Genomic DNA, 22,215 nt, shown 5'->3' with positions numbered 1-22,215 from the left:
CTTATCGCTCGCCGCCGCCACTCGGAGCAGCCGGGTTGAACGGTGTCAAACCGCACGGAACCACGCGTTGACGGCCACTATGAAGGAAGAGTCATGAACACCTTTCACAACCCGCCTGACGAGGCTGACGCAGAATTTGGTCCACTGCCCGCTGACCGCGTCCAGGCCATCGCCCAGGACATGGCCTCCGCGGCGAGGCTCCCCGGACTCTCTATCGCTATCGCCACCCCGGACAAGGTTCTCTATGCAGGAGCATTCGGATACGCCGATCTGGCCGAACGTCGTCGCGCCCGGCCGGAGGACCAGTTCCTGTGGTTTTCCATGACGAAGATTGCCACCGCTACGGCAGCGATGCAGCTGCACGAAAAAGCAATCCTGGACTTGGATGCCCCTATCGGCACCTACCTACCCGACTACCGCCCGCATGAACGCTTCGGACACCCCACCATGCGGCAGTTGCTCACGCACACGGCAGGCCTGGCCAACCCGCTCCCTGTGCGGTGGGTCCGCCCCGAGCATCAACCCCCGGACCCGACCTGGCTCTCCGGCATTGTCCGGAAGCACGGCACTCCATCCAAGGCTGTGGGCTCCCGGGCGGCCTACTCCAACATCGGCTATCTGCTTGCCGGCCAGGTCATGGAGGCCGCCTCCGGCCAGCTGGTTCAGGAGTGCGTCCAAGACTTGGTGCTCAATCCGCTGGGTATGACCGCAACGGGATACGAGTACGACCCGGAGGCTCCCCGGGCCGTCGGCTACGTGCGGATGCCTCTGGGCCTGCGACCGGTACTTAGACGAATCTTGCCCAAAGGTGTGGTAGGAGCACGGGTGGGAAAGTACACCAGCCTGAACCCGTTTCTGGTCAACGGGCCCGCGTATGGGGGCCTCATCGGCACCGCCGCAGACGCCTCAAGGCTGGCCGCGGCACACGCCGCCGCAGCTGCAGACCACCACCCGGTCCTAGAGCAGGGCGCCATCGAGCAGATGCGAACCATTACCGTCTCGAGCAAGCGGTTTGACCACGGCATCGGCTGGTTCCGCAGACCTGCAGACGCTGCGCGAACCCCTGTATTTGTCGAGCACTACGGTACCGGCGGCGGCTTCTGGAACGCCATGCGCATTTACCCAGATGACCGACTCGCCATGGTCGCGATGGCCAACACCACCGCTGCCTGGAATGTTGACCGCCTCTTCACGCAACTCAAGAACCTGCGATGGGCATAAGCTCATGCCCATCGTCAGCGGGTGAACTAGACGACGCCCAGCCGGCGCAGTGGAGGTCGGTGAACAGTATCGCAAAGCCAGCGGCCATGGCCACGACTAAGAACACGATTCACAGCACGGCTTTCAAGGCTGCAGGATGCAAAGGCGCCATCCGACGGACGGCCGGTGCTCCCGGACGTCAGTGGACGCTTCTTTGCCCGGCGGCGAAAGCCCCGCCGATCCTCCAACGCCAGCTACGACCAGGCAACGGCGACCCCAGCTATGGAATATCAGCGCCGAAGTGACCGGCCTGATCAAGACCGATTGGTCTCCGTAGGCGACAGCCTCCCCCTCCAAGCTTCGGTCGACCAAATCTCCTGATGCGTGACAGCCTCCGCCACCCGTGAGAGGGGCTGCATAGCGTCTTCCTATTTTGTTGGGGCTCTATCGGGACTGGAGAGCATCCAGCGCGACTGCCATCGCCGCCGCAACCCGGCCGTCGAGTCGGGCGCCTGGGAGGGTGATGAGGTAGCGGTCGCGCAGGGACCGTCCCCGTTCTGATGTCATGAGCACGTCTCCTTTCGGGTCGATGAAGTCGAAGTGGAAGCGGAAGGGCGAAGGGATGGCGTCTCCCAGGGGTGTCGCTTCCCAGAGGCGGCGGCCGATGGCGATGTCGAGGCTGCGTTCGCTTCCGGTGACTTTGAGACCGTCTGTTTCGAGGTGCCAGGTCGATCGCAGCAGGGACTTGCCAAAATCTTTTCGGAAGCTGCCGATCGGTTGTTCGTTGGCGTCCAGCACGTCGTACGTCGCGGCGAGATCGAGGCGCTGACGGGCTTTGAAGGAGAAAAGCGGCATGGTCCGTGACTCGTCCTGGTAGAAGGTCACCTGCTCCTTGAAAGCGGCCCGCTTCTGCTGCGCTACGGCGAGCAGGTGCCCAGGTTGCCCGTCTCCTGTGACGGAACGTATTTCGTACCGGTTCACCATCAGGGTGAGCTTCTGTATGACCGTGAAACGGTCGATGCCCTGGGCAAGTTCTGCGCTCATGTGCGTCCTCGTGGTTACGGCGGTCCCGAACAGTGCGCGGTCCACCGGTTGCTGTTTTCCCTTTCCCCCGCCTTGACCGGCTCCTGTTGAAAGGACTGGTCCTTGTACCCTGGCAGGGTCCTTCCACCATGGCGGTTCCTTCAGCGCCGGTGCTGTGCCATGTTGGTTGGCCGTGGGCAGCTCGGTGAGCTCACCGTTCCTGCCCAGGCATCTGCGTAGCCCGTCAGTCAGTGGTCTTAATGGCTAGGTGTAGGTTTACGGTACTTCGAGGGCTGCCTGTATGGAGAGGTGTTACCTGGTTTCGATCGTCGGCTCTTGCGTGGACGGGGCAGCGACCCGCACGACGATGTTGCCTGTTTTCCGGCCGGTGCTGACGTGCCGGTGTGCCTCGGCGATGTCGCTGAGGTCAAAGGCGCGGTCGATGACGGGGCGGAACAGGCCGGCTGCTGCGAGCTGTGCGATGTGGGCGAGATCAGCGGCGATGAATGGGACGTTGCCGGCGGTGATGTGGATGCCGGTCCGGCGTGAGCGCACGCCTGCGGTAAGAACCCCGGGGAGGTCGGCAATGACAGATAGCAGCGCTCCCCCGGGCTTGATCAGTGGCTGCAATTGCCGGAACGGTACGTTGCCGACACAGTCCACGATGATGTCGTAGGCCGCCCCTGTCTGGGTGAAGTCGTCCTTGGTGTAGTCGATGACGGTCTCGGCGCCAAGGGAACGAACCAGGTCAGCGTTGGCGCCGCTGCATACTGCCGTGACGTGGGCACCTGCGATGTGGGCGAGCTGCACGGCTGCGGTTCCGACGGCACCCGAGGCCCCGTTGACGAGCACCGACATCCCCGGGCCCATGCTGGTCCTGCCGAGGAACGCCTGGGCGGTGATCCCGCCGAAGACCAGCGCCGCGGCTTCCTCGAACGTCAGGTTCGCCGGCTTAGCTGTGACGGCCCCGTCCTGCGGGACGGTGACGTATTCGGCGTGGCCGCCGAACGTCCCGCCCAGCATCGCCATGACCTCGTCACCGGGCTTGAAACGGGTGACGTCGGGACCGACTGATTCGACGACACCGGCGATGTCCATACCTAGGACCGGGATGCGCGGGGTGATAAAGCCGAGGGTGACCGAGCTGAGAAGCTTCAGCCCTCGTGGAACGTTTTTAGTCCGTGCCCGGTAATCAGCGGCGCTGACCGTGGCTGCCCCGACCTTGACCAGCACTTCGCCGCGCGAAGGTATGGGTTTGGGCTGTTCCTCAAGCCGGACCACATCCGGGCCGCCGAAGCGGCGATAGACCGCGGCCCTCATCCTGCGATCCCCTCCCTCGCGTCAGTGCCTGTAGCGGTGAGCTTGGCGACGGCCTTCCGGTGGGAAGCCATCGGGAGGATTTTTGTGGTTCCCAGTTCTGATGTGGTCATGATCGGCTCCTGCGGCGAGGGGTGGGCGGGGGCTTTATCGGGCTGTGGTCAGCCACGGGTCACCGCGCCTGGTCACGTACTGCCGGAGCAGGTACGGCCAAGGAAGGATCACGAGGACGATCACAACCAAGGAGCAATTAATTGCCACACTGGCGGCGGCGTCGTTGAGCGCACCCGCAAACCAGAGCGGCAGCGCCACGGCGCTTAGCCAGATCACCTTCCAGGTCATTTCGAACAGCAGGATCGGGATCATCTTTACCGGGTAGCGGACGCCGAGGAAGAACAGGAGGGACTGCGCGATGAGCATGCAGACAACAACACTGTCCATCAGTGCCCAGGACGCGTCGTGCCCGATCAGCAGGGGCCACCGGGTGAGCGCTAGTCCGACCGCCATAAATAGGTAGCCGGCGCGCAACAGGTATAAACGCAGGAGTGACAGCGGCGGGTCCTCCGGGATGCTCAGAACGGTCTTCGGTTGGGGCTGGGATGATGCCGGTGATGACATTGCAGACTCCTTGTCCGATTACTCCGAGACCGAGAAGTTCTTTTCGCTGGCGGTGCGCGGCCTTTCGGCGAAGAGGCAACCGCTGTCCTCGAAATTGGGAACGCCAGCGACGGGAAGAGTTGCCTTCAAGGAGGTGTATCGCGTACACCTTTGATATGGAGACCTTAGGGTGTACCCCGTACACTTGTCAATGGCCCTATTCTCAACGGTGTTAAGGTGAGCCCGATGACCCAGCAGGTGAAGACGGCGGAGCGCGTCCGGTTGAACAGGAACCGGGTGCTCACCGCGGCCGTGGCGTTGGCCGACACCATAGGTGTCGAGGCGCTCAGCATGCGGCGGCTCGCCCAAGAGCTCCATGTCGTCCCCATGGCACTGTACAAGCACGTCTCCGACAAGGAAGACCTCCTTGACGGAATGGTCGAGGTCATCATCGGCGAGATTGACCCGCCCAAGATCAGTTCGGACTGGAAGGCAACGATCCGGACGCGCGTGCTATCAGCCCGCCGCGCTCTCCAACGGCATACCTGGGCGAGGCTGGCGATCGAGTCGCGCACGAAACCCACGCCGGCTGTCCTCGACTACCAGGACTCCTTTGCCGGATTGTTCCTCTCCGGCGGGTTCTCCCCCGACCTGGCACACCACGCCATGCACGCCCTGGGCGGACGGATGTGGGGATTCACCCAGGAGTTGTTTGACAGCTCAACAGCCAACGCAGCCGCGACGCCGCCGCAGCCTGACCCTGAAGCGGTGGCGGAAATGTTCGCGCAGCTGGCACAGCGCTACCCCAACATCGCCAGCATTGCCACAGCCACTCCGCATGACCCAGACTCAGTAGTCGGACATGGATGTGATGATCAGTTCGAGTTCGAGTTCGCGCTGGACATACTCCTGGACGGATTCGACAAGCTCCACCGCGAGGGCTGGAGCTCTGCGAAGGAGAAACCCCGAGATACCTAGATAACACGATCCGACGTATACAAGCCGCGTGAGCGGAACGTCTCAAGGAAAGGTGTGCCATTTGGGCGCCTCTCACCCAGCTCAGGCTGACGAAACATCCCTTATCGGCGATCGATCCGGGCTGTCCTTAGACGAGAGAATCGCGCATCTGTTGCAAGTTCCATTCGATTTCCAGACGTGTGTGGAACGGGTCTTCGGGCGGCCGTACGGGCACCCAGTGCCGACTTCGGGAGAAAGTTCTACTGACAGGTAATTGATACGCCGCGTACCTTAGGCGAAAGGGCTGTGAGGCCCCTCACGTTTCCACGGTTCGCTTCTTTTGCGTCCATTAGACCGTCTGGACGGCAGCCCAACGTCGCGCTGCCGTTCGGACTGCAACTACCACCAAGGTCAGTGACAGCGGCCCTACCGGGAGGAGGCCCGTGGCAGGAATGTTCGAACTCTTCAACGACCAGGAACCGAACTTCAGGTTCAGAATCACAGATGCCGACGGTGCAGTGATGGCCACCTCACGTGCCTTCCCCGACAAAGGGTCTGCCGTGCAGGAATCGGGGAATTGCGCGAATACGCCGGAATGGGCCACATCACCGACGTATGCCGGTCGCCCGCGGTACCGGCAGTTGCAGCACCAGTGGCTCCAGCAGCCGGAGAACCGGCCTTAGATCTCAAGTGTTTCAGCCCCCGTCACGGACCTTCGGCCCATCCCCAACGCACCTCCCGGACCATGTCGGCAGCCTGACGAATAGAAGCAGTCAACGGTCTGGAAGCAGAAGCAGGGGCAAGCCAACAGGCAATTCTTTTTCCGTTAGCGAGGGAAAGGGAACCGATTCGCGGCCGGCAGCGGTTGCATGTCTATGGTAGTGGCGGTGTCGCCGCTTCCCCTCCCCCATTTTGCGGAGCAGTCACGGAACCCCTCGCTTGGGTCTCCCCCAGGCTCGGGTGGGGTTCGTCGTTGCTTCTCGGTCGGGTGTGTTGGGGCTCCCAGCCAACACCCGCGGAGGCGGGGTGCTATGGTCGGGCTTCCTCGACGGAGCTGGCTTCAGCCGCGACTCGCCGAGACGAAGCCATCATGCGCTAGATGCGGGTTGCTGTGGCGGATCAGTCTCATGATTGTCGTGATGGAGGCCGGCCAGGGAAAACGCGCTGCATGCGTGTTGGACGAGGTTGGTGTTGGTAGTTCCTCGCCCTGCAAACGGGCAAGCAAACGGGCAAGATTGCGATGTTTGAACCCTCATTCGCTAAGGGCCCGGAAGCGTCCGCTCAAGGTTTCCCCTACGAACGGACTTTGGCCCGCTTCCATCGACAAGTGCGGTCCAGCCGTTACTTTTTCTCCACGCGGCCTAAGCGTACGATTGTCGCCTTTTTCTGAAGCGACTCCTTGTAACGGCGCTGTTCTCGGCCTCGTCCTCCTGAAGCTGCTGCTCGGCGCCGTCCTGCTCGCCGGGCGCCCTCGCCCCGCACCCTGACGGCCACAGCCGCGCACTGACCCAAGCGACTCCGGTGGCAGTCCCCCAAGACCGGACTCGCCGCCTTCCGCGCGCTAAGGCTGAGATGATGGAACCGAATTGCCACACTATCTGATCATCACCAACCCAAAGACCTGGCCGGGGGCGCCCGCCCCTGCCGATAGGAGCACAGCGTGTCCAGACCCGGACTGCGAGCGGCGGCTGCGGTGGTCCTCGCACTCGTCGCGTCGTCTTGCGCAAGCAGCACCTCGAGCGAGGCCCCGGACTTTACCCCGCCTCCGAGGGCGAGCACTACGACACCGGAGAGCCCGCAACCCCCGCCGAGTCAGCCATCCAGCGCGCCAGAGCCGGGCACCACGATTACCACAGCCGCGAGCGACTTCGGCCAGATGCTCTTCGATGCCAAAAAGCAGGCCATCTATATCTGGGAGAGTGAGGAGAGCATCAGTCCGGAGTGTTACGACGACTGCGCTGAAGCGTGGCCACCCGTGCTGACCGATGGAGCGCCGACCGCTAGCGGCGAGGTCGACTCGAGGCTGCTGGGGACGACGAAGCGGCGGGACGGCACGACCCAGGTCACCTACAACGGGCATCCGCTCTACTTCTACGCGCACGAGGGGCCCGGCGAGGTGAAGTGCCACAACGTCTCGACTCACGGGGGGCTCTGGTGGGTCGTAGATCCGGACGGGATCCGAGCACCGTAGCTGCAGTGCAGGCGGAGCCGAATCGGCGGCGCATCCTGCAGCTACGTGGTGCGGGCTCACCGTCCGGGGACCGGCTGCGCCTCGTGGAACTCGACGGTGCAGCCACCAAGGATGTTGAGGTGCGGTGACTTGGCCAGCTCACAGCGGCGAGTGCCGGGTCGCCAAAGATCGTCGCCGTTTGGCAAGACGGTGACGGCTTGCGCTGCGTTTTACCCTGCGGACGCTGTCGCGACCTCATGAGACAAGTCGCCCCAGCCCATCCCGACAACGAGATGATTCTTGGATCAAGTCAATCCGCATTGCTGCGAGAAAAGCTGCCAGCAAATGAGTGGACTGAGCCGCTGTCGTCTGACTGAGGCGCCCCGTAGACCGATCCCCTAGCGCAAGTCCCCATTGCTTTTGTTCAGTCGGGGCGACGTCTCGTTTTCCAAAGGGTTACGCGACGGATTCGCGGCCCCGCAGGGGTAGCGCCGTGCCTCTTCAATCGAGTGGCGTACTTAGACCCTCAGGTCCCGTTTCCGGATCAGGCGGCTGGCTGCAAATGCCATGGCAATGGCCACTGCCGTCATCAGCAGGGCACCCTCCAGATGGAAGGCTTCAACTGGCATGGCTGAGGAATGCCGGAAGGGGCTGAGGTCCTGAAGCCAGATGGGGAGGCTGAGTAGCTCCCCGAATTGCCCCAGGACCAGCGCGGCGGCCAAGGCGCTCCAGCCCGCGGTGCTGCTCCAGCGGGGGGCGAGTGCGAACACCAGCACTGTCAGGGCAGGGAAGACGAGCGCTGCCGGGATATGTGCCAGGGCGGCGGCAAACACGGTGCCGGGGCTGCTGCCCCCTGCCTGCCCCAGGGTGAGCACGAGGGCGGCCGAGGCTCCGGCGGACACGGCAACTGCCGTCGTCGTGATTGCTGCGACGGCGAGGGTGCTGCCCAGCCAGCGGAACCGCGACGCCGGCACGGACAGCAGCAGTTCGGCCCGGCCTTCCGCTTCTTCCGCCCGGAGCCGCAGCACCGCCTCGATCCCGGCCGCAGCGGCCAGGATTCCGGCGATGCCCAGCATGGCGGTGGTAAACAGGTCAACCAGGCCGGCGTCGCCGGGAACGATGCGGTTCATCAGTTCCGCTACGGACGGGTTTCCTTCAAGTGCGTCGCGGACCACCGGGCCCAGACCCCCGGCCACGGCCCCCAGCGCAGCGGTGGTGACGCACCAGCTGGCCAGGCTTCCACGCTGCAGCCGCCATGCCAGGCCCAGCATCGATGCCAGGCCGGAGCCCGCCCGTTCCGGGCCGGTTTCATCCGCAGCGATGTAGCTGGTGCCCAAATCCCTGCTGTTGCGCAGCACCACGGCAACGCCCGCCAGGACGGCGGCAACTGCCCCCAGCAGCAGCAACGGCAGCGTCTCCGTCTCGGTGAAGGGCCGGATGCGTTGGCCCCAGCCGATGGGTGAGAACAGTGAGGGCCAGGCCGCGGTGACGTGCAGCAGCGATGGGTCGGCTATGCCGAGTGCGTCGCCGGCACCGCGGATCAGGTAGGCGCCGCCCACCAGCGCCGCGGCTGTCCCGTTCGCGCTCCGGGCGGAGGGCGTCACCTGTGCCACCAGCGCGGCGGCCGCCAGGAAGAACAGGCCCACCCCGCCAACAGCTGACCCCGCCAGGAATGATCCCTGGACCGGCAGGCCGGCACCGATGAATCCGGCGGCAACGGCCAAGGCAAGGACCACGTTTGCGCAGGTGCCGAGGAGCAGGGTTGCGTACAGGGACGTCACCCGGGTGACCTGGGTGGAACCGAGCAGCTCGAACCGGCCCTGGTCCTCATCCGCGCGGGTGTGCCGGACCACCAGGAATGCGCTCATCAACCCGGCCAGCACCGCCGTGAACGAAAACCCCTGGAAGAAGGTGACAGCTCCGGAACTGATGCCGTCGGGCAGGCCCCGGAGGAACAGGAACGCCGGACTGGCCGCAGCCACCGAAATCAGGGCGGCCCGTTCGGTGTCCTCGCCAAACTGTGTGGTGACGGCGGTGGCGGCCGCGTAGCCAAGACCTGCGATGCCCAGGATCCAGGCGGGCAGGGTTCCGCGGTCCCTGCGTGCCTGCAGCAGGACCAGCCGGAAGACGGCGCGCATCACAGCACCTGGCTGTTCTGGCTCTTGTGGTCCGTTTGACCGGCGGCTTGCCCCGCGTCCTGCACGCCGTAGTGGCGCATGAACAGCTCCTCCAGGGAAGGCGGCGCAGCCGTGATGCCCGTGACGCCTGCCCTAGCCAAAGCATCCAGGACGTAGCCCAGGTCTGCTGCGTCGGCGTCGAACTCCACAGAAGTCCCGTCAAGACGGAGGTCGTGAACGCCGCGCCACGTGGCCAGCACTTCAGGTGTGGCCGCCGACGTGACCCGGAAGCGGGTGCGGGTGAGGTGCCGGAGTTCGGCCAGGGTCCCGGATTCCACGGCCACGCCGGACCGGATGATGGTTACCCTGTCACAGAGTTGTTCCACCTCGGCCAGGATGTGGCTGGACAGCAGCACCGTAGCCCCGTCCGCGGTGACCCGGCGGACATGACGGCGGAAGACGGCATCCATGACCGGGTCCAGGCCCGAATTCGGTTCATCCAGCAGGTAAAGTCTCGCGGGGCGCGAAAAGGCCGCGATGAGGGCGGCCTTCTGACGGTTGCCCTTGGAGTACGTCCGCGATTTTTTCCGGGGATCGAAGTCGAACTCGTCAATGAGCTGCCGTCGCAGGTTCTCGTCCGCGCCGCCGCGCAGCCCGGTGAGCAGGTCGATGACCTCGCCGCCGGTCAGGTTGGGCCAGAGCGTCACGTCCCCGGGGACGTAGGCAACATCGCGGTGTGCCCGCACCGGCTCAGCCCAGGGGTCGATGCCGAACACACGGGCCGTTCCCGACGTGGGGCGGATCAGTCCCAGGAGGATACGGAGGGTGGTGGATTTCCCTGCGCCGTTGGGCCCCAGAAAGCCGTGGACTTCGCCCGGCAGGACGGACAAATCCAGGCCGGCAAGCGCGGCCGTCCGTCCAAAGTTCTTGGCGAGGCGGGAGGTGTTGATGACCGGAGATGAGTCTGACTGCATGACGGGGCCCGTTCCTTGGTCGCAGCTATCATGCCAAGGCGGTTGCCATGGCATGCCGCAGGCGTTTCCGCATGTGGGCCGACCAGGCTTCCCGGCTCTCCAGTGCACATACTACAAGCGGCATGGAAGGGGCGGAAGAGGCCGCTGTCAGGGGCCAGCAGCCTGTCCTTGGCGCGGGCCATGGTGCTGCGTCGGACCCCTGTGGGTGTCATTTCGAAGTCGCCTGCCCACGGGCAATGCCAATCTGGGCGGCCGCCCGCAGGATTCCGGGGTAGAGCGATAGAGCCGCCACCGGTCCCGCATGGTTACGACGGGACCCGGTGTGGCCGCCGGACAGATGGCTTTTATGGGTTGGTCAACCGTCATCGGGAGTAACACCAGTGATTTCCTCCAGGACCTGTACGCCGGCGGCGAGACCGTTTTCGGCGCGGACTGCGGCTCCCACCTGTTCGGCACGGGAGGCGTAAGAGCCGGTGTGGACGAGGTCGCCCAGACGGTCGGTCAGGCCGTCGCGGAGTTGCCTGGCCGGTAGCGGGGCAGGTCCAATACCGAGCGCATGGACCCGCGCGCCCCAAAATGGCTGGTCCCCAAGGAACGGCACGACCAGTGTCGGCCGACCGGCCCGTATGCCAGCTGCCGTCGAACCCGCCCCACCGTGATGTACGACTGCAGCGACACGCGGGAAGAGCCATTCGTGGGGCGCGCCCTCCATGACCAGGACATCGTCGGTCCCGGCCTCGCCGGGGGCGATGCCGCCCCACCCGGTCGCGACGATTCCGCGTAGGCCATGAACCCGCAGCGCGGCCAGGACGGTGTTCCGGCGCTCGTTCGCTCCCTTGCCGAAGCCCATGGAGCCGAAACCGATGTAGACAGGAGGCTCGCCCGCGGCGAGGAAGTCCACCAGCTGCGCGGGCGGATCGTAGTCATCGTCCTCGTTGTGATCCAGAAACCAGTAGCCGGTGACGTGGGCCGAAGGCGGGTAGTCCTCGGGGACAGGCACAACGTGCCTGCTGTACGGATACAGGACGTGGACCGGACTGCCGTCCGGATTCCTGAGCGGATCGGCGAGACGCCGGATGCGACCCAGGCCGGCCTCGCGTCGGAAGGCGTTAATCATGCCGCCGTATATTGCCCCACTCATCCGGCGGAACCCGTAGGAGGCGCGGTTTCCCAACGCCCCGAACGAGGCCCCGCCGAAAAACGGCATGGCGTGCGCACGCGTCGGGGTAAAGAACGGCAACGGCAGGGAAAGCACGCCGGGAACCCCCAGCGCCTCGGCGATGTGCGGCCCGGCAAGACATTTTGGGTGGTGTACAACGACGTCCGGATGCACCGCCTGCGCCGCGGCCCAGCATTCCGCGTTCAGCTCGCGCATCGCGGAGCTCATGACCCCCAGTGTCCGCAATGCATCCCGGGGACCGCTCAGCTCGGGCATGACCTCCTGAACAAGGCGCAGCATCGTCGAGCCCGCGGGCTTGTGGGTAATCGTCCCGGGACCGGCCTGTGGCACCAACTCCGCGAACCCTTCAGGAACAGCGAGGGTGACATCATGCCCCGTGCGGGCAAGCGCACCGGCGAGGGCGGCGTAGGGCTGAATGTCTCCACGGGTCCCGAACGACATGATCATGACATGCATGGCAGGCTCCTCTAGATGGACTCCTTGGCCGCCCAAGCGGGGCGACATTACCGCCCACCAGGCTTTCCGGCACACCACTTGGGACGTCACACCCTCAGCTGCTAGTGCCGGACAGGGGCGCGCGCCCTAATCCGGCCCTCAATGTGGCGGATTTTGCCGGCACCCTTGGGACCCAGGAATCCATGCACATCTCCGGGCGCCACGGTCAGACTGAGACCATCTAATGCTCGGGTCCGGCCAAAGTCCTTCACCAGACCCCGAGCTTCGATGACGGGTTGCGTTTTCGTGTTCATGAGCCGTCCGCTCCTCAGGTCATTACGCGAACACCCGAGGCGGTCGCCGGGGGCGTTCCGCAGGCATTGCCTACGGGCCGACCAGGCTTCCCGGCTCTCCGATCCACAGCATACAAGCACCCGAACCGGGCCGGAAGACCAGCGGTTCCTCTTCGATTCGGTGTTTGCGCAACACACCCGACCACAAACCTCTCGCGGGATTATCAACACTGAACCGGCGGCGTCAATGTGCCCGAGTATCGACGGCCCGTAGACTGGAGAGAGGTGAGCCGGGAAGTCTGGTCGGCAGTATGTTTGTCGACTCAACTTTTAGGACTCTTTCATGGGCCATAATCTTCCCTCCCCTCCGCCGCGGTTCACCATTCTTGGGCGGGGCAGCTACGCAGAGTCACTGCGCATCGCCGAGATCCTGCGCAAGGAAACCGTCGGCGGCGTGCTCCTGGTAGCAGCAGCCGTCATCGCACTCATCTGGGCCAACTCTCCGGCATCCGAGAGTTACTTCGCCCTCAGGGACCTCAAGATCGGTTACGAGCCGTGGCACCTTGAACTGAGCCTTGGCGCTTGGGCTGCGGACGGGCTCCTGGCAATCTTCTTCTTCCTCGTCGGCCTGGAACTCAAACGGGAATTCGTGGCCGGGGACCTGCGCCAACTCAACAAATCGATCGTTCCCGTCACCGCCGCCGTAGGCGGCGTAATTGTTCCCGCGCTGATCTACGCGGCGATCAACCTCACCAGCCCCGAGACGATCCGTGGGTGGGCCATCCCCACGGCCACCGACATCGCCTTCGCCGTCGCCGTCCTGGCCATCATCGGCTCGCACCTGCCCAGCGCCCTGCGGATCTTCCTCCTCACCCTCGCAGTGGTGGATGATCTCATCGCGATCAGCATCATTGCTTTCTTCTACTCGAGCGACATCCAGGCCGGACCCCTGCTGTGGGCACTGGTACCGCTGGCCCTCTACACATTCCTGGCACAGAAATACCGGCGGTTCTTCAAGATGAACGCCCCGGCCGCGTGGCTGATCCTGCTGCCGCTTGGGACCGTGGTGTGGGCCCTGGTGCATGCCTCCGGAATCCATGCCACGGTGGCCGGGGTCCTGCTGGGATTTGCCGTCCCGGTACTCCGCTCCAAGGCAAGCGGCGGCCCTCAAGCAGGTCCCGGGCTTGCGGAGGTCTTTGAGCACAGGTTCCGGCCCATTTCCGCCGGCGTTGCCGTCCCGATCTTCGCCTTCTTCTCAGCCGGCGTGGCCGTCGGCGGCTGGCAGGGCCTGATCTCGGCGCTAGCGGACCCGGTGGCCGTCGGCATCATCCTGGCACTGGTCCTCGGCAAGCCGGCGGGCATCCTCGGAACCACCTGGCTGCTGACCAAGGTCTCCAAAGCCCAACTGGACAGCAGCTTCAAATGGATTGACGTGATGGGAGTGTCCCTCCTGGCCGGGATCGGCTTCACAGTGTCCCTGCTGGTCGCGGAATTGAGCTTCGGCCACGGAAACGTGCACGATGACGCCGCGAAGGTCGGAATTCTTACAGCCTCCGTCCTGGCAGCTCTGCTGGCCGTCGTCCTCCTGCGGACCAGGAACAAGCACTACCGGCTGGCCCACGAAGCTGAGCTGGTCGATTCGGACCACGACGGGATCCCCGACGTCTACGAACCCGGTGAGTCCTCCCGGCCATGACCTCCCAGTCCACCGGCACCAACACCAAGATGGCGGAACCCGTGCCGTGGCACGCCCTGGGTCCAGAGCACGTATTTGCCGCATTGTCCTCCGGGCCCGGCGGGCTCAGCACCGCCCTGGCGTCCCGCCGGCTGGCCGAATACGGTCCCAACGAGTTGAGCGTCGCCGGAGCCACCCCGTGGTGGCGGGTCCTGCTGCGGCAGTTCACCAGCCCGCTGATCGGAATCCTGCTGGCGGCCGCCGTCGTGACCTTCATCCAGCAGCACTGGGTGGACTCCGGCGCCATCTTCCTCATCCTGTGCATCAACGCAGCCCTGGGGTTTGTCCAGGAGCGCAAGGCAGAGGCGGACGTCCGGGCGCTCCAATCGCTCTCCACCCCGTCCTGCCGGGCGCTCCGGGACGGCGTCGAACAGGTGGTCCCCGGCAGCGGCCTCGTCCCCGGTGATGTGGTGCTCCTGGAAAGCGGGGAACGGGTCCCGGCCGATCTTCGCCTCTTCGAAACCAACGGCCTGCAACTGGATGAGTCCCTGTTGACCGGCGAACCGTTCGCGGCCACCAAACACTCTGCGCCGGTTCCTGCCGATACCGGCGCCGCGGACCGGGCAAACATTGCCTTCAGCGGCACGTTCGTGGGCAGCGGGCGGGGCAAGGGAATCGTCATTGCGACCGGCGCCGGAACAGCGTTGGGTGAGATCAATGCCCTGGTCCAGGGTCCGCCCGGGAAATCACCGCTGCAGCTGCTCACCCACAGCCTGGAACGGCGCATCGGCCTGATCGTCATGGCGGCACTGGTCTTCATCTTCATTGCCGGACTGGTGCTCGGCAACGACGTCTCCACCATGTTCCGCACCTCGGTGGGACTCGCGGTGGCGACCATCCCCGAATCACTTCCGATAGTGCTGACGGTGGCGCTCAGCCTCGGTGTCTCCCGGATGGCGAAACGCAATGCCATCATCCGTACCCTGCCCGCCGTCGAAACCCTGGGTTCCACCAACGTCATCGGATCCGACAAAACAGGCACGCTGACCGAGAACCGGCTTACCGTGGAACGGATCTGGACCACTGCGGGGCTGTTGGACATAACAGACACGGCCGACCACGGCGGCGCGGCGGACGCGCCCCTGGTCCGGGCCGTGCTTCGGGCCGGTGCCTTAACCAACGAGGCGACGCTCTCCTCTGAGGACGAGGACCTGGAATACTCCGGGGACGCCGTCGATGCGGCCATGGCCAAGACCGCCGTAGCCCGGGCCGCCATCAGCGAACAGGACCGCACCGCGGAACCCCTGGCCCACCAGCCCTATGAACCGCACCTGAGGTACTCCCAGACAGTCCATGCAGATCCCGACGGACGGCGGATCCTGTACGTCAAAGGGGCTCCCGAAGCGGTGATGGACGCAGCCGTCGCCATTGCCCACGCAGACACTGAGGGACCGCTGGACAGGGCGCTGGTTCATGCAGCCAACGAGGCGATGGGCCAGGACGGCCTCCGGGTCATCGCCACCGGATCCCGGGTTCTGGCCCCTGAGGAGAAGTTCACCGCACCACTGCCGGCGCCGGCCGGGCTCACCTTCCTGGGCATGGAAGGCATGACCGATCCGCCCCGGGCCGGGGTGGCCGAGGCCATCGCGAAGTGCCGGCGGGCCGGGATCAGCGTCATGATGATCACCGGAGACCACCCGGTAACCGCCACGGCCATCGCAAGCCGGCTCGGACTGTCGACGGACAAACCCGCCCTGACCGGCGCCGACATGGCGGACCTCGATGACCACATGCTCGCCGCACGCCTCGAACAAACCGCCGTCGCGGCCCGGGTCTCCCCGGTGGAGAAACTCAGGATCGTACACGCCCTGCAGACCGCCGGTAAGGTCGTCGCCGTCACCGGCGACGGAGTCAACGACGCACCCGCCCTCAAAGCCGCCGCGATCGGCGTCGCCATGGGCAAATCCGGCACAGACGTCGCCCGCGAAGCAGCCGACGTCGTGCTGACCGACGACAACTTCGTCACCATCGTCCACGCCGTGGAACAAGGCAGAGTCACCTTCGCCGCCATCCGCAAAACCACCTACTTCCTGCTCTCCACCGGAGCAGCAGCACTGGTGGCCGTCACGCTCAGCGTCTTCGCCGGCACACCGCTGCTGTTCCTGCCCGTGCAGATGCTCTGGATGAACGTGGTGACCAACGGCGTCCAGGACATCGCTCTGGCCTTCGAACCGGCGGAAGGCGATGAACTCGCACGCCCGCCCCGGCCGCCGTCCGAGGGCATCCTCTCACGCACGCTCTGGTTCCGGGCCGGCATCACCGGCGCGTGGATGGCCCTGGCCGTGATCCTGAGCTTCATCGTGGAACTGCACAACGGCTACCCCGAAATCCACGCCCGGACGCTCGCGCTGACCATGTTCGTGATGCTCAGCTTCTTCCAGGTCTTCAGCTCCCGGGCCGAAAACAAATCCCTCTTCCAGCTCAAGCTGCTGGCCAACAAACCGCTCCTCTACACCTCGCTGGCCGCACTCGGCCTGCACTGGGCCGTAATGAACTGGCCCGTGACCGCAGGGCTGCTGGAACTCACCCCCCTGACCGCATGGGAATGGCTCCTCTGCGCTGCCGTGGGATCCACCGTCCTGATCATCGTCGAGGCCGAAAAAGCCGTCCGCCGCTGGGCACACCGCAACGACGCCCCGGCGGCATGAACGGCCGGCTCAGCTGACCTCGTGGTGCCAGTGCAAGCATGATCCGCTTCCGAGCCGTTAGGACCGGAATCAAATGGCCGGCCGGGGCACAACCGCTTTGCAAGTGACGAGACCTTAACGACGACTCACCTCCAGGTTGCCCGGAAGGTCCCGTGGGCGAGAGCGAACCGGCATCAGTGGCCGGCACCGAGTTTCCCGCCAAGTCGTTCACGCATTGTCCTGCTGGCGTCGTTGAGGCCGATGATCTTCACATCTTTGCCGTGGTTTCGGTATTTCTCTGTGATGGCGTCCAAGGATGCAATCGTCGAGGCGTCCCAGAGGTGGGAGGCATGCATGTCGATAACAACGTGATCAGGGTCCAGAGCGTATTCAAACTGAGTGTAGAGATCGTTGGAGGACGCGAAGAACAGTTCGCCGTTCACCACGTAGATCGCGGTTTCGTGCCCGTCCGTGATGGTGACGGACCGTTCGACGGTGACGAAGTGCGCGACCCTGCGGGCGAAGAGGACCATGGCGACGAGAACTCCGACACCGACGCCGATGGCGAGGTTGTGGGTCACGACGGTGACGATGACGGTAGCGACCATGACCATGGTTTCGCTCTTTGGCATCATCATTAGCGTACGGGGGTGGATGCTGTGCCAGTCAAAGGTGGCCCAGGAAACGAAGATCATCACCGCGACGAGGGCGGCCATCGGGATGACCGAGACGACGCCGCCGAGGGCGACGACGAGGATGAGCAGGAAGACGCCGGCCAGGAAGGTGGAGATTCGGGTTCGGGCGCCGGAGGCTTTGACGTTGATCATGGTCTGGCCGATCATCGCGCATCCGCCCATGCCGCCGGTGAATCCGGTGACGATGTTGGCGACGCCCTGGCCCCACGCTTCGCGGGTCTTGTGGGAGCGCGTGTCCGTGACATCGTCGACCAGCTTGGCGGTCATCAGGGATTCCAGCAGTCCCACGAACGCCATGGCGAGGGCGAATGGGAAAATGACCTGCAGCGTCGTCAAGGTGAACGGCACGTTCGGGATAAACAGCGACGGCAATGAGTCCGGCAGGTCGCCCTTGTCACCCACGGTCGGAACGACGACGGCAGCCAGGACAGTGATGAGGGTGAGGACCACGATCGCCACCAGCGGGGCTGGAACGACATTCGTGAGCTTGCGCAGGCCGAACACGATCACCAGAGCCAGGGCCACCAGCGGATAAACCAGCCACGGAACGCCGATCAGTTCGGGGACCTGGGACATGAAAATCAGGATGGCAAGAGCATTGACGAAGCCCACCATCACCGAGCGCGGGATGAAGCGCATCAGCTTGGCCACCCCCGAGACGCCCAGGATAATCTGGAAGATCCCGGCCAGGATCACTGCGGCGATGAAGTAGTCCACACCGTGGGACTTAACCAGCGGTGCGATCACCAGGGCGATCGCACCCGTGGCGGCGGAAATCATGGCCGGTCGGCCGCCGACAAAAGCGATCGTTACTGCCATCGTGAAGGACGCGAACAGCCCAAGCCTCGGGTCGACCCCGGCGATGATCGAGAAGGCGATTGCTTCAGGGATCAGCGCCAGTGCGACCACGAGCCCGGCGAGGACTTCAGTCTTGAGCCGACGGGGTGACTTCAGGGTTTCCCGTACCGATTGGAGTTGTTCGGGTGTGTAGGCCGGGGCTTCCCCGGCGGATGTGACGGCCATTGCTGGCTCCGTTCATGATCAGGAAAACACCACGGTGTCTTCGCTTTTTCGACGAATGAAGGGGCGCAGCATCGCGCCGGGAGGAGGGGAATTACGACTGAAGGTCTCACCGCTCACGAGAAACTCTACCCTAACGTGATGGTAGAGTTACACCTTAACAAGAACGGAGATCCCTGATGACAGGCAAAACCGGTAGCACGACCATGCACATTGGTGAACTGGCAGAACGGACAGGCCTGTCATTGCGTACCATCCGCCACTACGACGAAGTCGGTCTACTCCCTGCGACAGCACGCACTGATGGCGGCTTCCGGGTTTATTTAGAAGAAGACTTCGACCGCCTCATGGTGATCAAGCAGATGAAGCCGCTGGGCTTCTCGCTGGAGGAAATGGCGGACATTCTCACCATTCTTGGTAATGGGCAGGGACGCCCGGAATCCGCGGGGAGCAGCTCCGAAAAGCTTTCCGAATATCTGGAGAAGGCAATACATCAGAGGGCGAAGATGGCACTCAATCTCGCACAGGCCGACGAGTTCATCAAGAGGATCAGCGGCCAGCAGAGCTTTTAGCGGTCCGGTGCTGGTTCGGATTATCCAAGGCGTTGTTTGTTCGGGTCGTTCAACGGAGCACCGTGAAATGCCGGGCGAGCACACTGCAGCGCGATAATCCAGGATGCGCCGGCGCCGGGCTTGGCCTACGCAGGAACCTGGCCAGTCCATCTCCTCCTAGCCGTGAACGCCCTTGTCAGCGGTATTCCGGCCAGAAGTGCACACTCCCGGTCACTATGATTTCCCTCTGCCGGCTACCAGTCCTCCGGGACGATGAGGACAGACCGTTGCTGTTGGTGGATCAGCAACGCAGCAACGGATCCTTCGATGACCCTGCCCAGCCAGGCCATGGATCCTAGCCGCCCGGCACCGACCACGAGCAATGCTGCGTTGGTATTGTCGGCCAGGCAGTTGAGAGCCTGGAGACATCGCCATTGAGTACCCGGAAGGACCAGGTCTCCCCCGGCATGCCGAGAATAGCTTCCAATTTCTGTTGTAGCTGCCCGGAGGGGAAATCCCCTTCCTCGTTGATTGTGGGGTCCAGGGATAAGGCTGCCCGTTCGTTTACCGGTGCCCATTCGGTGAGGTAGCTGGCCGGATCGACGAAGGCGCAGATCAGGTGCTTTCCCAACCCCGTGGCCAGGGCTGCGGCCGTTCGGATCAGGTGCTCTGAGACGGTCCAGTCGACCCCTAGAACGACGGGCCCATGGGGCCATTCTTTACGGGGCATCGGAGCTTCTTAAGGTGGGCCCCGGTGGTGATCAGCAGGACGGCTGCTGGACGAGGGCTGGGCGGATTGTGGATATTCGGTGATCCGGCGTTTAGGCGGTTGGTCGCATTCTTGAAGTGGTCTCGTCCGTCGGCAGCGCGCGATGGTCTCGGTTTTGCAACCCTTATGCCAAAAGAGCATTACCTAAGGAGCTTTGACATGGCCGGCACTGTGGCTTTACAGAATGTTGATTGGTGGCGGTCCGTGCTGACGGTTAGTAAACGAGAAAATTGCGCATCTATTGCAGGTTCCGGTCGGTTTTCACGCCTGTATGGAACATGGAACTGGTCTTGGTGTATCATGCGGCGCAATTGCGTCGGGAGAAAAAGTTCTACTGACAAGTAACTGGTCTGTCACGTACCTTTGGCGAAAGGAGCACGTGAGGCCCTCATATTTCCGCGAATGAAGTCTTTGCATCCGTTTGACCGTCCGGATGGCAGCCGACCGTAGTGCTGTCGAAAAGTACCAAGGCCAGCGACAGTGGCCGTACCGCGACGAGACCCATGGCAGGAATGTTCGAACTCTTTAACGACTAAGACTCAAGCATAAGGTTCAGATTTACAGGTCCCAACGGCGCAGTAATGGCCATCTCATGTGCCTTTCCCGACAAAACGTCTGCCGTGACAGGAATTTGGGACATGCGAGTACGCGGGCATGGGCCACATCACTTACGTGTGCCTGCCACCTGTGGCACGTGCGGTTGCAGAACCAGTGGCCCCAGTAGCCGAAGAATCCGCCTCCGGCTACCGATAATTTCAGTCACCGGCTTAGAGCTTCGGCACGTCCCCAACGCATGTCCCGGACCGTGCCGGCAGCCTGACAAACAAAGCAGGCAGCTCTCGGCCAGGCGCAGGGCGCTTTCCAGGCCCAGGCTTTGGAAACCGTGACAGCCGAGCCACTGCGCGTTGATTTTGTCAATCTGACTTGAGCCCACTTTGGTGGGAAATCGCAGCTTGATCGGGGTCCACCTTGAAACAGGCTGTGGAGGCGAAGGCAGCGTGGTTTGAGTCCGCTCTCGCACTCGCGCTGGTGGATTGGTGGTTCTTGTGTGGGCGAGGCGGTAGGAGTCGGTGCCGGCTTCGATGATGCTGCCTTTGAAGGTGAGCCGGTCCACCGTCGCTGGGCAGAGGGCGTCAGTGAAGGTCTTCGTCCACCCGGAGAAGGGTTCGGGTTGCGATGGCCACGGATGCTTTTTCTTCCCTTTCGGTGAGGACCTGGAAGAGGAGTTCGGCGCCGCGTTTGTTTAATTCTATGTAACCAAGCTCTTCGATGCGAGTAGATCTACTCTGCCGTTCCGGGCGCCTGAAAATGACAAGCGCATGAAGCAGCGGGGATATGACAAAATTGTCACAATTGGATATCAATTCGATTTATTTTCGTTTGAAGCCTGTATGTTGAGCCTGTCCGGGACGAATAGGGGATTCAGGCCTGACTTCGTTCATGCAGATCCAGGCGTGTCGAAGGAGACACCCATTGAAAAACCGCTTGAAACAAACGCGAGTACTCAGCATGGCTGCGATATTTCCCCTGATTGTCATTTTGGCTCCTGCGGCACACGCGGATCCTGATCCCTCATCCGGGAGAACGTATGCCGACTACGTGCAGAGTACGGAGAGTGATCAGGCCGCGATGCCGGGAGCGGGTCGACCGACTCAGCTGCCAGAGGCCGCACAAGCAGCACGACCTCTGCTGGATAACAGTCGGCCATCTCCGGCGGCTGCCTCTAACGCGAGCATTCCCCGGCGGACTCTGAGTCCTGGTGAGATCGTGTCCCCGAAACTCGTGCCTCCCGGATCCCAGCGCAACAAAGCTGATGCTCCGTCGTTGCGAGTGATGGCCGATGATGGATGGAGCCACAATTACTGCAGCTACTATCCCAATGCCTCGGCAAGCCCTGCGGGTCCGGCATCAGGTCAGTCGTGGGCAGTCGGCAAGGCCTATCGTAGTTTCGGGTGGGAAATCGCAACCTCCGGCAGGGATGGTTTTGACGCCGAATCCACGACACAGTCCGCGACTAGCACGTCCTCACTGCCCATCTATCTGAGCCCATCGTGGCCGTCACCTGCCCGCATTGAGGGATGGGCGGAACCCCAGCTCTCGGGGACGTTTGCTCTAAACGCCGGGGTGAGCGGATTTGGCGTTGCTTCCGGAAGCAACGGAAGATTCACGCAGGACATCGGCTGGACCGTAGGGGCGCAGTCCTTCATGACTAGGTTCTTCGATATCTCTGAGAGCACTGCGGGTGTAGAAAAAGTCCGACGATATGCCTTCGACACAGCTGCTGGCATGGCATATCCTTTCGACATTCAGGTGCAACCAGGGACAACTCACAACTTCACAGGAACCAGTACAGTCACCTCGGTAGCTACTGCCACTTATGGCGCCGGAGCCTACAGTCAGGTTGATTTTGGATCAGCCAATATCGACGCGCCCTCCTCAGACCCGAACGGACACGTCTACATGGATCGAAAAGGTTACGTCGTCATCGACTACAAACTGCCCTCCGGTTGGACAACGGGCTGCTGATGGTGATGCCAACGAAACTTCAGGTATTG

18 protein-coding genes and 1 pseudogene are annotated in these 22,215 nt (G+C 63.4%); 8 read left to right on the top strand and 11 right to left on the bottom strand.

Going from position 1 to position 22,215, the window contains the following annotated elements:
* The first annotated feature begins 93 nt into the window (after positions 1–93).
* Positions 94–1,221, top strand: coding sequence for a serine hydrolase domain-containing protein (locus EU811_RS21620; protein ID WP_142940327.1), 1,128 nt, complete (start codon positions 94–96; stop codon positions 1,219–1,221).
* 423 nt (positions 1,222–1,644) lie between these two features.
* Here EU811_RS21620 and EU811_RS21615 read toward each other — a convergent pair whose 3' ends face one another.
* The 3 genes from EU811_RS21615 to EU811_RS21605 all read right to left on the bottom strand — a co-directional run bounded on the left by EU811_RS21615 (position 1,645) and on the right by EU811_RS21605 (position 4,158).
* Entirely contained in the window at positions 1,645–2,244 is a 600-nt protein-coding gene (locus EU811_RS21615) for a hypothetical protein (RefSeq protein WP_142940326.1), read from the bottom strand.
* 291 nt (positions 2,245–2,535) lie between these two features.
* Entirely contained in the window at positions 2,536–3,543 is a 1,008-nt protein-coding gene (locus EU811_RS21610) for an NAD(P)-dependent alcohol dehydrogenase (RefSeq protein WP_142940325.1), read from the bottom strand.
* Between the two features lie 144 nt (positions 3,544–3,687).
* Entirely contained in the window at positions 3,688–4,158 is a 471-nt protein-coding gene (locus tag EU811_RS21605; RefSeq protein ID WP_142940324.1) for a hypothetical protein, read from the bottom strand.
* A gap of 225 nt (positions 4,159–4,383) precedes the next feature.
* On the opposite strand from EU811_RS21605, the gene EU811_RS21600 reads away from it, so the two are divergent.
* On the top strand, positions 4,384–5,115 hold the full coding sequence (locus tag EU811_RS21600; RefSeq protein ID WP_142940323.1) for a TetR/AcrR family transcriptional regulator: 732 nt from the start codon (positions 4,384–4,386) through the stop codon (positions 5,113–5,115).
* 328 nt (positions 5,116–5,443) lie between these two features.
* On the opposite strand, the gene EU811_RS23615 is transcribed toward EU811_RS21600, so the two are convergent.
* Positions 5,444–5,623, bottom strand: a complete 180-nt coding sequence (locus EU811_RS23615) for a hypothetical protein (RefSeq protein WP_160147683.1) — start codon at positions 5,621–5,623, stop codon at positions 5,444–5,446.
* A gap of 1,347 nt (positions 5,624–6,970) precedes the next feature.
* Between EU811_RS23615 and EU811_RS21590 the strand changes: the two genes are divergently transcribed.
* Together EU811_RS21590 and EU811_RS24620 are read left to right on the top strand one after the other, a co-directional pair.
* A complete protein-coding gene (locus EU811_RS21590) occupies positions 6,971–7,285 on the top strand; it encodes a COG4315 family predicted lipoprotein (protein ID WP_142940322.1) in 315 nt (104 codons plus the stop codon).
* Positions 7,286–7,290: 5 nt separating this feature from the next.
* Complete coding sequence (locus EU811_RS24620; RefSeq protein WP_274595849.1) at positions 7,291–7,413, top strand: hypothetical protein; 123 nt, start codon at positions 7,291–7,293, stop codon at positions 7,411–7,413.
* A 369-nt stretch (positions 7,414–7,782) separates the two neighbouring features.
* Here the strand turns inward: EU811_RS24620 and EU811_RS21585 are convergent, their stop codons facing one another.
* The 4 genes from EU811_RS21585 to EU811_RS21570 all read right to left on the bottom strand — a co-directional run bounded on the left by EU811_RS21585 (position 7,783) and on the right by EU811_RS21570 (position 12,284).
* A complete protein-coding gene (locus EU811_RS21585) occupies positions 7,783–9,402 on the bottom strand; it encodes an ABC transporter permease (protein ID WP_142940321.1) in 1,620 nt (539 codons plus the stop codon).
* Positions 9,402–10,355: an ABC transporter ATP-binding protein gene (locus EU811_RS21580; protein WP_142940320.1), complete on the bottom strand. Its 954-nt coding sequence runs from the start codon at positions 10,353–10,355 to the stop codon at positions 9,402–9,404. Before EU811_RS21580 ends, EU811_RS21585 begins: the two co-directional genes overlap by 1 nt.
* 355 nt (positions 10,356–10,710) lie before the next feature.
* Positions 10,711–11,991 (bottom strand): glycosyltransferase, encoded by a 1,281-nt coding sequence (locus tag EU811_RS21575; protein WP_160147682.1) that lies wholly within the window; start codon positions 11,989–11,991, stop codon positions 10,711–10,713.
* A gap of 101 nt (positions 11,992–12,092) precedes the next feature.
* On the bottom strand, positions 12,093–12,284 hold the full coding sequence (locus EU811_RS21570; RefSeq protein ID WP_142940318.1) for a hypothetical protein: 192 nt from the start codon (positions 12,282–12,284) through the stop codon (positions 12,093–12,095).
* Positions 12,285–12,606: 322 nt separating this feature from the next.
* On the opposite strand from EU811_RS21570, the gene nhaA reads away from it, so the two are divergent.
* Together nhaA and EU811_RS21560 are read left to right on the top strand one after the other, a co-directional pair.
* Entirely contained in the window at positions 12,607–13,959 is a 1,353-nt protein-coding gene (gene nhaA, locus EU811_RS21565) for a Na+/H+ antiporter NhaA (RefSeq protein ID WP_142940317.1), read from the top strand.
* A complete protein-coding gene (locus EU811_RS21560; RefSeq protein ID WP_142940316.1) occupies positions 13,956–16,646 on the top strand; it encodes a cation-translocating P-type ATPase in 2,691 nt (896 codons plus the stop codon). The genes nhaA and EU811_RS21560 overlap by 4 nt, the downstream gene beginning before the upstream one ends.
* 173 nt (positions 16,647–16,819) lie before the next feature.
* On the opposite strand, the gene EU811_RS21555 is transcribed toward EU811_RS21560, so the two are convergent.
* Entirely contained in the window at positions 16,820–18,343 is a 1,524-nt protein-coding gene (locus EU811_RS21555; RefSeq protein WP_142940315.1) for a SulP family inorganic anion transporter, read from the bottom strand.
* A 176-nt stretch (positions 18,344–18,519) separates the two neighbouring features.
* Between EU811_RS21555 and EU811_RS21550 the strand changes: the two genes are divergently transcribed.
* Positions 18,520–18,912 (top strand): MerR family transcriptional regulator, encoded by a 393-nt coding sequence (locus tag EU811_RS21550; RefSeq protein ID WP_142940314.1) that lies wholly within the window; start codon positions 18,520–18,522, stop codon positions 18,910–18,912.
* Positions 18,913–19,246: 334 nt separating this feature from the next.
* Here the strand turns inward: EU811_RS21550 and EU811_RS21545 are convergent, their stop codons facing one another.
* Positions 19,247–19,621: a hypothetical protein gene (locus tag EU811_RS21545; protein ID WP_142940313.1), complete on the bottom strand. Its 375-nt coding sequence runs from the start codon at positions 19,619–19,621 to the stop codon at positions 19,247–19,249.
* A 1,081-nt stretch (positions 19,622–20,702) separates the two neighbouring features.
* Positions 20,703–20,960, bottom strand: a pseudogene (locus EU811_RS23970) (ATP-binding protein); the annotation flags it as partial.
* A 467-nt stretch (positions 20,961–21,427) separates the two neighbouring features.
* Here EU811_RS23970 and EU811_RS21535 point away from each other — a divergent pair.
* Positions 21,428–22,186 (top strand): hypothetical protein, encoded by a 759-nt coding sequence (locus EU811_RS21535; protein ID WP_142940312.1) that lies wholly within the window; start codon positions 21,428–21,430, stop codon positions 22,184–22,186.
* Positions 22,187–22,215 lie beyond the last annotated feature (29 nt).

The organism is Arthrobacter sp. TS-15, assembly GCF_006964045.1.
Taxonomy (GTDB): domain Bacteria; phylum Actinomycetota; class Actinomycetes; order Actinomycetales; family Micrococcaceae; genus Arthrobacter.
The sequence above is the reverse complement of the archived record's forward strand: the minus strand, read 5'-3'. Positions and strand labels throughout refer to the sequence as shown.